This window comes from Priestia megaterium (genome assembly GCF_009497655.1).
Lineage (GTDB): Bacteria > Bacillota > Bacilli > Bacillales > Bacillaceae_H > Priestia > Priestia zanthoxyli.
Window position 1 is genome coordinate 824,127 of record NZ_CP023317.1, and the last position, 11,635, is coordinate 835,761.

General features: G+C 38.0%; 12 protein-coding genes. 11 read left to right on the top strand and 1 reads right to left on the bottom strand.

The annotated features are described in order from the left end of the window. Positions 1-67: 67 nt before the first annotated feature. The 11 genes from pdxR to CEQ83_RS26935 all read left to right on the top strand — a co-directional run bounded on the left by pdxR (position 68) and on the right by CEQ83_RS26935 (position 10,549). A complete protein-coding gene (gene pdxR / locus CEQ83_RS04275) occupies positions 68-1,465 on the top strand; it encodes a MocR-like pyridoxine biosynthesis transcription factor PdxR (RefSeq protein WP_228123027.1) in 1,398 nt (465 codons plus the stop codon). A gap of 134 nt (positions 1,466-1,599) precedes the next feature. Then, positions 1,600-2,535: a homocysteine S-methyltransferase gene (gene mmuM, locus CEQ83_RS04280; RefSeq protein WP_098999800.1), complete on the top strand. Its 936-nt coding sequence runs from the start codon at positions 1,600-1,602 to the stop codon at positions 2,533-2,535. 339 nt (positions 2,536-2,874) lie between these two features. After that, entirely contained in the window at positions 2,875-3,507 is a 633-nt protein-coding gene (locus CEQ83_RS04285) for a fumarylacetoacetate hydrolase family protein (protein ID WP_098999799.1), read from the top strand. Positions 3,508-3,655: 148 nt separating this feature from the next. Beyond that, entirely contained in the window at positions 3,656-3,790 is a 135-nt protein-coding gene (locus CEQ83_RS27550) for a hypothetical protein (protein WP_257041451.1), read from the top strand. 166 nt (positions 3,791-3,956) lie between these two features. Then, on the top strand, positions 3,957-4,418 hold the full coding sequence (locus CEQ83_RS04290; RefSeq protein WP_098999798.1) for a CBO0543 family protein: 462 nt from the start codon (positions 3,957-3,959) through the stop codon (positions 4,416-4,418). A 228-nt stretch (positions 4,419-4,646) separates the two neighbouring features. Beyond that, positions 4,647-5,210 carry an ImmA/IrrE family metallo-endopeptidase gene (locus CEQ83_RS04295; protein WP_014461444.1) on the top strand — a complete coding sequence of 188 codons (564 nt, stop codon included), beginning with the start codon at positions 4,647-4,649 and terminating at the stop codon, positions 5,208-5,210. A 327-nt stretch (positions 5,211-5,537) separates the two neighbouring features. Continuing rightward, entirely contained in the window at positions 5,538-6,842 is a 1,305-nt protein-coding gene (locus tag CEQ83_RS04300; protein ID WP_028407583.1) for a CitMHS family transporter, read from the top strand. 153 nt (positions 6,843-6,995) lie between these two features. Continuing rightward, positions 6,996-8,585, top strand: coding sequence for an ATP-binding protein (locus CEQ83_RS04305; protein ID WP_098999797.1), 1,590 nt, complete (start codon positions 6,996-6,998; stop codon positions 8,583-8,585). 27 nt (positions 8,586-8,612) lie between these two features. Then, positions 8,613-9,284: a response regulator gene (locus tag CEQ83_RS04310; RefSeq protein WP_047751596.1), complete on the top strand. Its 672-nt coding sequence runs from the start codon at positions 8,613-8,615 to the stop codon at positions 9,282-9,284. A 24-nt stretch (positions 9,285-9,308) separates the two neighbouring features. Continuing rightward, positions 9,309-10,277: a tripartite tricarboxylate transporter substrate binding protein gene (locus CEQ83_RS04315; protein WP_028412127.1), complete on the top strand. Its 969-nt coding sequence runs from the start codon at positions 9,309-9,311 to the stop codon at positions 10,275-10,277. Positions 10,278-10,411: 134 nt separating this feature from the next. After that, a complete protein-coding gene (locus CEQ83_RS26935) occupies positions 10,412-10,549 on the top strand; it encodes a hypothetical protein (RefSeq protein WP_165573233.1) in 138 nt (45 codons plus the stop codon). 74 nt (positions 10,550-10,623) lie between these two features. Here the strand turns inward: CEQ83_RS26935 and CEQ83_RS04320 are convergent, their stop codons facing one another. Then, positions 10,624-11,496, bottom strand: a complete 873-nt coding sequence (locus CEQ83_RS04320; RefSeq protein ID WP_028412128.1) for a LysR family transcriptional regulator — start codon at positions 11,494-11,496, stop codon at positions 10,624-10,626. Positions 11,497-11,635 lie beyond the last annotated feature (139 nt).

Here is an 11,635-nt window from a genome sequence, read left to right on the forward strand (position 1 = left end):
AGAAATGTATCCCCTCTAAAAGAGCCAGATTTAAAAAATAAGATAGGGACAGATGAAAGGAGCTAGCGTGAAGTTCACACCTTTATTAAACCGAAGGAATGATATGCCTTTATATCACCAGCTATATGAATATATAAAAAAAGAAATTGTATCCGGCAGGGTGAAAGTAAATGACAAACTGCCTTCTATCCGGTCTCTTGCTGATTACTTAAACGTAAGTCGAAATACTGTAGATATGGCCTATCAGCAGCTTTTAGCTGAAGGATATGTAGAAAGCAAGCCCAAAAGTGGACTGTACGTAACGAATACACAGTTTGATTTACTGCAAACAGATAGAAAGCCGACTGTATTTTTACAACCTCACTCAGAAACAAAGTCGTGTACCTATGATTTTCGGTATGGAAAAGTTGATAGCCGTTTGTTTCCCTTGAATGAGTGGAAAAAACGATACAATGAAAGTCTTCAAACTTATAAAGAAGCGCTGTTCACGTACCAAGAAACTCAAGGAGAAGAATCACTGCGAGAAGAAATTGCGACGTACCTTTATCAGTCAAGAGGAGTGGTTTGTTCGAAACATCAAATTATTATCGGAACAGGTACTCAGCAATCGCTCAGTTTGCTAGCGCAGATGTTAAAGCCAAGCATCAGAGATATTGCCTTTGAAAATCCTTGCTATGACGGGGCTAGCTTTGTATTTAAACAGCATGGATTCTCCTTAAAACCTGTGTCACTTAATAACAGAGGCATAAACATCCAAGAGCTTTATGATAGCCAAGCACGCGCTGTTTATGTCACACCATCTCATCAGTTTCCATACGGAATGATCATGCCTGTTTCAAGAAGAATAGAGCTTCTTACATGGGCGAATGACTGCAGTGGATTTGTTATTGAAGATGATTATGACGGAGAATTTCGTTATAAAGGAAGTCCCATTCCTTCATTGCAAAGCTTGGATACTAAAGGGCGCGTCATTTATACAGGGACATTTTCAAAATCTTTTATGCCTTCTTTAAGAATCAGCTACCTTGTATTACCGGAAGTGCTTCTAAAGGAATATCATGAACGTTTCTCTTTATACGAGCAAGCTGTTCCAGCCCTTCATCAGTGGACGCTCGGACTGATGATGAAAAACGGAGAGTGGAGTAAGCATTTAAGAAGAGTGAGAACTGCTTATCAACTCAAACACGGTACTCTTTTAGCAGCTTTACAGAAGGAGTTTAACAAAAACATCACGGTGTCAGGAGAATATGCAGGTTTGCATATCCTTGTCCGCGTGCACAACGATATGAACGAACAGCAGTTAATTAACGCAGCTCAAAAGCAAGATGTCTCTGTCTACGGCACTTCTCGTTATTGGCTTACGGAATCACCTCAACAAAAGACTCATCTATTATTAGGTTTTGGAAGTTTGGAGAGAGAAGAAATAGAAGAAGGAATAAGGAGGTTGAAAAATGCTTGGTTATAAGCCTCTCCTCATTTCTTTGATTTCTTGACAAAAGCTGCCTAGTCCTTTAGACTTTTTTGCATATATTTTAAATTATCTGAAAGGAGGATAGGGTAATCGAAGCTAACTGCTAGTGGACAACCCTAGATCAAACAATGAATCCTATCCAACAAATTTTACATACATTTCCTGTGATTGTACTAGATGGTGCAATGGCAACTGAACTGGAGAGATATGGCTGTGATTTGAACGACAGCTTATGGTCTGCAAAAGTGCTTATGGAGCAGCCGGAATTGATTAAGAGAGTGCATCAAGATTACTTTGCAGCAGGAGCTGACTGTGCAATTACTGCAAGCTATCAAAGCACGTTTGAAGGTTTTGCAAAACGTGGTTTAAGTGAAGCAGAGGCGCGCGAGTTAATTCAAGCATCTGTAAAAATTGCGGCTGAAGCAAGAGATGAATTTTGGCAGAAAGAAGAGAATTGTCTTAATCGCCCAAAACCAATTGTCGCCGCTTCGGTAGGTCCTTACGGAGCATTTTTAGCAAACGGGTCGGAATATACTGGACAGTATGACGTAACAGAAGAAGAGTTAATGGAATTTCATCGTCCTCGTATGAAAGCATTAATTGAAGCAGGAGCAGATGTGTTAGCTTGTGAAACCATTCCTAATCTAATGGAAGCAAGAGCCATTGCGAGGCTGCTAGAAGAATTTGAAGGAGCGTACGCATGGATTACGTTCAGCGCAAAAGATGACCTGCACATTAGCAGCGGAACATTAATCTCGGAGTGTGCACGCTATCTGGATTCCTATAAGCAAGTAGCAGCTATTGGAGTTAACTGTACGCCGCCTCAATATATTTCTTCACTTATTAAAGAAATTAAATCTCAAACGGATAAGCCAGTCATTGTGTATCCAAATTCAGGAGAGCATTATGATGCTGAATCTAAAACATGGAACGGGACATCTGCAGGCGAAACGTATGGCTGCAGCGCTCACAGCTGGTATGAAGCAGGTGCTCAGTTAATCGGAGGGTGCTGTCGCACAACTCCAGATGATATCAAAGGCATTACAAAATGGGCTAGAAAATAACGGATTGAAAAAAAGAGAATGTGAGAAAAGCTGTTTCGCTAACCTTAAACACGAACGATCTATCAAAAATAGATAGTTCGTGTTTTTTTTATGGTCATGGTGAACGTAGGTTTCGTGTGCGCAGTTCCTTCTAGCTGTTGGCTGGAGGGCAAGGCGAAGACTCTCGCGGAAAGCGGAGCCTTGCACGGAAATCCACAGAGGTGTCATAAGCAGTCCAGCTCATTTATTCCCTTTTTCCATCTTTGGATTGAATTCATTTTGTTATGTCTCAATTTCTTTTTTCTTGTAAAATAAAAGAATACAAGTTGAAAAATCTTTATTTGAACGAAAGAAGGGATGATGAAAGTGAAAGATATTAAAAATATTTATTGTGTAGGCCGAAACTACGCACTGCATGCAAAAGAATTACATAATGATATTCCAACATCACCTTTTTTATTTTCCAAACCTACTCACGCTCTCGTTGAAGCAGCTGGACAATCAATCACTCTTCCTAGCGACCAAGGAGAGGTGCACTTTGAAACCGAACTGATTCTTCATATTGGACAATCTTATAAAGAAGGCATAGCAGTGGATGAACTTGTTGACGAGATGACGATTGGATTAGACTTGACGCTTCGAGATGTACAGAGCAAATTAAAACAAAAAAAGCACCCTTGGCTGCTTGCAAAAGGATTTAAACATTCAGCGGTCGTGGGAAATTTTCTGCCGTTTGAAGGAGTAGAAGCATCTAAGGAGAAAGACTTTTCGTTAGTGAAAAACAATAAACGCGTGCAGCTGGGAAATATCAAAGATTTGATTTTTGATTTACAAACGATTATTGATTTTACAGGAAAACATTTTGGTCTTGATAAAGGAGATCTTATTTTTACAGGTACACCTGAAGGAGTAGGTCCGCTTTCACATCAGGATCATCTTTCACTTAAATGGGGAGAGCAAGAGCTTGGTTCTTGCATCATTTCCTTTCGTTAAAAAAAGAGGCTGAGAAAAAGTAGTTTGTAGTTTTAATTGAAGGAAAATCCGAACGGTGAATCGAGATTCTTGATAGAGAATCCAACCTGTTCGGATTTTTTATTGCGATGGTGAATGTAGGATTCACGTATTTCGTTGTTTCTAGAGGTTGATTGGAGGGCGAGACGAAGACTCCTGCGGGAAAAGCGGAACAGGTGAGACCCCGCAGGAGCGGAAGCGACGAGGAGGCTCACCGGCCGCCCGCGGAAAGCGAAGTCTTGCACGGAAATCAACACAGGTGTAACAGGCGGTTCACCTTATTTATCTCATTTGTTCGTATTTAGATTGGCTTGACTTCGTTATGTCTCCATCTCTTTTTTTATGAAGTCTTAATTTTTTAGCCTTCAGAATGAATTTAATATCCAATGGGAAAGCTGTTTCTATCTCCTTTAGAAAACGAGGTCCTCAGCATGGTGCTCTTAATCTTTACAACGGTGATTTCTATTTTGAGTGTACTAGTCATGCCAAAACGTATCAGCTGGATAGAAATGTACACAACTTCTTTGTTTGTTATGTTTTTAGGATCGGTAGCAGATATATATCTTGATGTTAAATATGATCTTTATGGATTTTTTACAAAAGGAGTAGATTTTGAATATCTTTTTATTTTTATTTTTATTTATCCTGCGACAAATAGTGTATTTTTGAATTTTTATCCACAAGGCAAGAGTCTGTTTAGAAAAGCTTTATATATTACAGTGTGGGTAATTCTTACGACATTGTTTGAGTACATTTCTACCCAAACGGAAGTGTTTTATTATAATGGATGGAAGATTCTATACTCGTTTTTTTGCTATCCGTTTCTTTATATAGCAATGGTCTTAAATTTAAAAATGATACGCAGGCTCCAGGTTATCGATAAGCAAAAATAGAAATAAAAAAAAGTAATGATAAATCATAAAAAAATGATATTTTATTAATGGCTACATATGTAATATAGTAAAAATAGAAAATAAATGAAGCAGCATATAAGCAGGGTTAAAAAACATCAAAACGGGAATCTTGACATTAACTTCATGTTTTTAACCATGTATTGTGAATGAATATACTTATTAATAAATAATATGTTGTAGAAGGAATTTAGTAAAGGAGGCAAGAAGATGTTTAAGCGTAGTGAAAAAATCCAAATTCATGGCGTAACGTTTCATGGAGTCATGAGTGCGAAGCAAAAAGCCGCCCTGCAGGAAATTGCTAATGTAACAGACGAAAAAGACTGGGATGGGCTAAAAGGTGTGTATTGCTTAGGCAGTGTAAAGGTGCAAGGAAAAGATGTGCTAGGCGTGTACTATGGCCAATTTAATGATAACCTTCCAAAAGAGAAGCGCAAACTTCAGTTTGAAATTGACTATATTAAATATACAGTAACGGAATGCCCGATTATCTTTATCGATACAACAAAAAATAAAAAGCCTCATCAATTTGCTTTTATCATTTTGCATGAATTAGGCCATCATGTGGATCGTATGACAAATGGAACGCTTTTAAAAGAAGGAAATAGAACGCAAGAAATGTTTGCTAATACGTATGCTTTGGAGAAATATTCAAAAATAGAAAAGTTCCAAACAAAGAAGTTGAAAAACATTCCATTTTTAGAGGAATCTCTTACTCAATGGAATAAAACTCCTCACCCTGGAGCGTATTCTCTTAGAGTTCAAATTGAATAATTCATGAGAATAGTTCCTTTCTCTCCGTTTTTTACTTTCCTGTCTTTTTCCTCTTTCTCTCTTTTATCCTTTCAATGAACAAAAAGGATTTAATTACTCATAAAGTTTTAAAAGTTTTTATAGTACGAATTATTTACACTATACCCTCCTGTAAATTATGATTATTTTAAGAAAAAACAGAAAATTTTAAAGTTTTAAGGTACAACTTAATAGTGAACAAGCGATGTTGTAATCGTATAGACAAACTGGCATACATATGCGAGTCATACATACAAACGAATCGCTTCCACTGTTATGAAAGCGGATTCAAAAATAGGAGGGGTAATAATGTTAGCTATTCTTGGGTTTTTGATGGTTTGTACATTTATGTTTCTGATTATGACAAAACGATTAACGCCGCTTATTGCTTTAATGGTTATTCCAGTATTGTTTGCAATCATAGGGGGATTCACAAGTGATATTGGAGAAATGGCTTTAAATGGTGTAAAAGAATTAGCGCCTACAGGCGTTATGTTAATGTTTGCTATTTTATATTTTGGAATTATGATTGATGCTGGTTTGTTTGATCCAGTTGTAGGAAGAATTTTGAAAATTGTAAAAGGTGATCCACTAAAGATCACAATTGGTACAGCTATTTTAGTTCTTATTATTTCATTAGACGGAGACGGAACAACAACATATATGATCACGCTCTCAGCGATGCTTCCGCTTTATAAAAAGCTAAATATGAAGCCGATGATTTTAGCTTGTATCGCGATTATGGGTAGTGGGGTTATGAACTTAACACCTTGGGGAGGACCAACTGCTCGTGTGATGAGTGCATTGAAGTTAGATGCTTCACAGGTGTTTACACCACTGATTCCAGCCATGATTGGTGGAGCTGTTTGGTTATTATTCACGGCTTACTACTTTGGGAAAAAAGAGCGCCAGCGCCTAGGTGTTATTGATATTCAAGATGTTACAAATGCTCAAGTAGCTTTTGCAGAAGCAGCAGCCGCTGAAGGAATCGAGTACAAGCGTCCGAAGCTTTTATGGGTAAACTTTGCTTTAACAGCTTTATTATTAGTAGGACTCATCACAGCAGTTATGCCGCTTCAAATTCTATTTATGATTGGATTTGCAATCGCTATCATGATTAACTATCCAAATCTAGAAGTTCAAAAAGAGCGTATCACAGCACATGCTGGTAATGTACTTGCTGTTGTGTCTCTTGTATTCGCAGCAGGCGTATTCACGGGTATTTTATCAGGTACCAAAATGGTAGATGCAATGGGTAATAGCTTAGTAGGATTAATTCCAGATGCGTTAGGGCCTTACATGTCTGTGATTACTGCCATCACAAGTATGCCATTTACATTCTTTATGTCAAATGATGCTTACTACTATGGGATTTTACCAATTATTGCTCAAGCAGCTTCAGCATACGGTATTGATGCTGCAGAAATTGGCCGTGCTTCATTGATTGGTCAACCTGTTCACTTACTAAGTCCTTTAGTTGCTTCTACGTATCTATTGGTCGGTATGGCAAAAGTCGAGCTTGGTGAATTTCAGCGCTTTACTTTAAAGTGGACGATTGGAACAGCTATGGTGATGCTTTTAGTAGCTATTATTACAGGAGTTATTACGCTGTAAAGATCAGGAAACTAAAAACTTATCAATTCCGCTTTTGGGATTGATAAGTTTTTTTGTCTAAAAAGCTTTTGGAATAAGGAGCGGATATACAAAAAATTTTGATAAAATAAAAGAAGAATAGAACTATAAGGTAAAGGCTAAAGGTGCGATGAAATGAAAAAATGGTTTCAAGTATCGCTGCAAACAAAAATCGTAGGTTTATCCGCAGCATTAATCATAACTGTTATTGTTCTTTTAGCGAGTATTTTCTCTTACATGCAGTTTGTAGAATCTAAAAGGCAAGCCGAGCAGCTGGCTCTTCAAGCAGCCAAATCAATATCATTTATGCCGGAAGTCAAAACTGCTTTTCAAAAAAAACAGCCGAGTCGATATATTCAGCCGCTTGCCGAGCAAGTGAGGGAACAAATCGGAGCAGCAAGTATTGTGGTTCAAAACCGTGAGCAAATCATCTATTCTCATTCTAATCAAAAATGGATAGGAAAGAAAAACAAAGAGGCGGTTAACGATAGAGCACTATTATTCGGCGGATATTATACGCTGGACGGAGAGGGAACCACAGGTCCTGCTATTATGGGGAAAGCGCCTATTGTCATCAGTCACGGAAAGTATACGGAAGTCGTGGGAGTGGTGACGGTTGAGTTTTTAAAATCTCATGTTCATGCTCAGCTCATTACGCGTATTCAGCAAATTATCCTATTTTCACTAGCTGTTTTATTGCTTGGTATGATCGGGGGTATTTTTTTAGCTAAAAGTATTAAAAAAGATACTCTTGGTCTTGAACCCCATGAAATCGCTTCTTTGTACCGTGAACGAAATGCGATTTTACTTTCGATAAAAGAAGGAATTATTGCTATTGATCATCAAGGCTTTATTACGATGATGAATACATCAGCTAAAAATATGCTGGGGTTACAGACGGAATATTTACATCATCATATCATTGAAGTATTTCCTTATACGAATATGATTAAAGTGCTAGATACGGGAATAGCCCGAAGCGACCAAGAAATTTTTTTGAATGAAAAAACGTTTATCTTAAACTTAACACCCATTATTGAACATCAGCGAATTGTAGGAGTGGTCGCTAGTTTTCGTGATAAGACAGAATTAAAAAGCTTAATCAATACGATTTCAGAAGTACGAAAGTATTCAGAGGATTTACGAGCTCAAACGCATGAGTTTACGAATAAGCTGTATGTTTTGTCGGGTTTGCTGCAGTTAGGGCAGTACAAAGATGCATTGGAGTTTATTCAAAAAGAATCAGCCGTACACCAAACGCAAAATCGTATTCTATTTGATCAGATATTAGATTCCAAAGTTCAAGCAATATTGCTTGGGAAGATTGGAAAAGCATCTGAAAAGAAAATTCATTTTTCGGTTGATTCGGAGAGTACACTCGATACGCTCCCAGAACATATTGAAATTTCTCATCTCATTATCATTATTGGGAACTTAATTGATAATGCATTTGAAGCCGTGAGTCAGCGTTCTAAAAAAGAAGTGTCGTTTTTTATTACCGATATTGGTCATGATTTAATTATTGAAGTGATGGATAACGGACCCGGTATATCAGAAGAAGTACTAAATCAAATTTTCACAAAAGGGTTTTCAACCAAAGGTACAGACAGAGGGTACGGACTGGCAAATATAAAGAAAATGGTAGATGAACTTGGAGGATCTATTGAAGTGTATAATCAGCCAGAAGGAGGAGCCATTTTTTCAGTTTACCTTCCAAAAAACTGAATCATGAGAAGTAAGGGGAGAGTCGAAATGTTACGAGTCGCAATTGCAGAAGACGATTTTCGAATTGCTCAAGTTCAAGAGCGATTTTTATTAGAAGTAGATGGTGTAGAAGTCGTAGGCAAAGCGTTGAATGCAAAAGAGACGCTTGAAATGCTAAAGGAGAAGAAAGTTGATTTACTTCTTTTAGACATCTATATGCCAGATGAAATGGGAACAGATTTACTCCCAAAAATCAGAGCCCAGTTTCCACAAGTTGACGTTATCGTGGTAACGGCTGCAACAGAAAAAAACATTGTAGAAATCTGTTTGAGAAACGGCGTCGTTAATTATTTGATTAAGCCGGTTATGATGGAATCCTTCATTAATGCTATTAAACAGTATCAAGAGAAAAAGGAACTGTTTAGTACGCATGAAGAAGTTGATCAATCATTTATTGATGCGTACTTTGGACATGTCAGAACAAAGCCAAAAGCGGATAAATCTCTTCCTTCAGGTATTGATGGTATCACATTACAAAAGTCAAAAGACATTTTGAAAAGCATCAAAGGAATTACGATCGAAGAGATGGGCCAACACATGGGAGTATCTAGAACGACAGCTAGACGATATTTAGAGTATCTAGTATCAGCCGGTGAATGTCACGTTGAATATGATTATGGGATTATTGGAAGACCGGAGCGCAAGTACTATTTAGCGTAGCATTAGCCTTGAAGGATGGTATATATGATCAAAAAGCTCATGATAGTGTTTATAAGTGCATTGCTTGTTAGCTGTTCTACTCCCTCTAAAAAAGACCGCATTAGTATGGAAAAAATTGAAATTGTGGCAGCCGGTGCAAAAGGCGGAGGAGCAGATGCAACAGTAAGAGCCATTCAACAAGTGCTAACGGAAAAGAAGATTGTGAAGGTACCCGTTTCTGTTAGTAATAAAATAGGTGGGCAAGGTGAAGAAGGATGGAAATATATTAAACAGAGAAAAGAAGGAAATATTGTTTCCGGGAATTCCAGTTTGCTGATTACAAATAATTTGCTAGGGCAAAGTCAATTAACCTATAAAGACTTTACTCCGCTCGCTATTTTAACATCTGAATGGGAGGTCATCGTAGTTCCTGTTAACTCTCCTATATACAATTTAAAACAGCTCATACGCACGTTAAATCAAAGTGAATCCAGTATGAAAGTGGGAATATCACCTCGATTAGGAAACGACGATCATTTATCGTTCATGCAGCTAAATAAAAAAGCAGGCGTAGACTCTTCCAAGCTTGAGTTCTTCGTTTATAACAGCAGTCATAAAGTAATTGATGCGCTCGTTCATCATCAGCTAGATGTAGCACCCATGTCATTATCAGAAGTAAAAAAGCAGTATGAACAAGGGCAGGTAAGGATACTCGCCGTTTCTTCTCCTAAAAGGCTAGAAGAGCTAAAAGAGATACCGACGTGGAAAGAAGCGGGAATTGACGTAACGTTTAGCCATTGGAGAGGTCTAATGGGACCGCCTAATATGACCAAAGAACAGGTAGCATATTGGAATAAGGCCGTGTATGAAATGGTTCATACAAAAGAATGGGAACAGCTTCTTAAAGATAATGATTTAACCTCTTTTTATAAAAATAGCAGCGGTGCTAAAGTCTTTCTTGAGCAGCAAAGCAAGCTGTATTCTGACTTAATGGGCGGAGCAAATGATGAATAAATACAATAGAAAAAGGTTGGGACAAAAGGATTTTAGATGGAGTGAAAAACGAACCATTGATTAAAGTTTTTAATTCTTGGTTCGTTTTTTTGTTGTGGTAAGTGTAGTTTCATCTGTTTCGTTCCTTCTAGCAGTTGATTGGAGAGCAAGACGAAGACTCCTGCGGGAAAAGCGGAACAGGCGAGACCCCACAGGAGCGTGAGCGACGAGGAGGCTCACCGGCCGCCCGCGGAAAGCGAAGTCTTGCACGGAAATCAACTGCGGTGTCTTAAGCAGTTCCGCTCATATATCCCATTTGTTCGTCTTTAGAATTAGATTCATTTCGGTATGTCTCAACCTTTTTCTGTCAGTGTACATCTTTTAAATCCAAGTTTTGAATGAACTCAATAAAAGCTTTTACAATGTTAATTTTTAAGGAGTCCTCATGATAAAACATCCATGTGCTGCGCGTTAAAGGTACTTGATCTTTAGTTTTTAACGTGTATCTGTAAATCTCTGCAGCATCGTCAAGCAGCATACTCGGCAAAATCGCATAGCCCAGTCCGTTTACAACCATCTTTTTACATGTTTCTGCTTTATCTACTTCAATGCTGACAAGGGGAGGCTGAGAGTAATTTTCAGCCCACCAGTTATCAACGGATGTTTTTAAAAAACGATCTTGATGATAATCAATTCGAGGTAAATTGGGAAGATTGTTTATGTCGACAGGCTGTGCAGACGCAATGCAAATTGTTTCTTTAAAAAGCAGCTCTTTTTGATCTTGCCAGTTATAATCACCTTTTACAAACGCAATATGAACATCGTGCTTATAAAGCAGATGAGCCATGTCGCTGCTCCATCCGGTTGTGACTTTGAATTCAACATCAGGAAATCGCTCTTTAAATAAACGCAATAGCCCAGGGAGCTTGTAGTCAGTGAAAAAGTTAGACACGCCTAGACGTAAAGTTCCGGTTAATTGATCATCCATGTTTAACACATTTTCTTTTATTTTTTGAACCGTAAGCAGCATTTCTTCTGCGCACTTCACTAAATATTCTCCCTGCGGTGTAAACTGAACTCCGCGGCGCCCTCTATTTACAATCTGAACATGAAATTCCTTCTCCATCTGCTGCAGTCTATGCGTAAGCGCAGGCTGAGATATAAATAGCTCCTTGGCTGCTTTTGTAATGTTTTTCTCACGGTACAATACTTGTAGAATAAGCCAATCTCGATCGTCCATACTACCCCTCCAGGAATAAAAAAAATGAATGGTTTATAATAAAATTTCGATATTTTAATTATTTCTAAAATTATACTATAGTTAAGAAGAGAAATGTTCGGTGTAAGAAAGAAAAGCCTTGTAGAAGGAAGGAAGTAGG

Excerpts from the sequence above, each read along its gene's own strand:
- mmuM (WP_098999800.1), top strand. The coding sequence starts at position 1,600 with ATGAATCCTATCCAACAAATTTTACATACATTTCCTGTGATTGTACTA.
- CEQ83_RS04285 (WP_098999799.1), top strand. The coding sequence starts at position 2,875 with ATGAAAGTGAAAGATATTAAAAATATTTATTGTGTAGGCCGAAACTAC.
- CEQ83_RS04290 (WP_098999798.1), top strand. The coding sequence starts at position 3,957 with ATGGTGCTCTTAATCTTTACAACGGTGATTTCTATTTTGAGTGTACTA.
- CEQ83_RS04295 (WP_014461444.1), top strand. The coding sequence starts at position 4,647 with ATGTTTAAGCGTAGTGAAAAAATCCAAATTCATGGCGTAACGTTTCAT.
- CEQ83_RS04300 (WP_028407583.1), top strand. The coding sequence starts at position 5,538 with ATGTTAGCTATTCTTGGGTTTTTGATGGTTTGTACATTTATGTTTCTG.
- CEQ83_RS04305 (WP_098999797.1), top strand. The coding sequence starts at position 6,996 with ATGAAAAAATGGTTTCAAGTATCGCTGCAAACAAAAATCGTAGGTTTA.
- CEQ83_RS04310 (WP_047751596.1), top strand. The coding sequence starts at position 8,613 with ATGTTACGAGTCGCAATTGCAGAAGACGATTTTCGAATTGCTCAAGTT.
- CEQ83_RS04315 (WP_028412127.1), top strand. The coding sequence starts at position 9,309 with ATGATCAAAAAGCTCATGATAGTGTTTATAAGTGCATTGCTTGTTAGC.
- CEQ83_RS04320 (WP_028412128.1), bottom strand. The coding sequence starts at position 11,496 with ATGGACGATCGAGATTGGCTTATTCTACAAGTATTGTACCGTGAGAAA.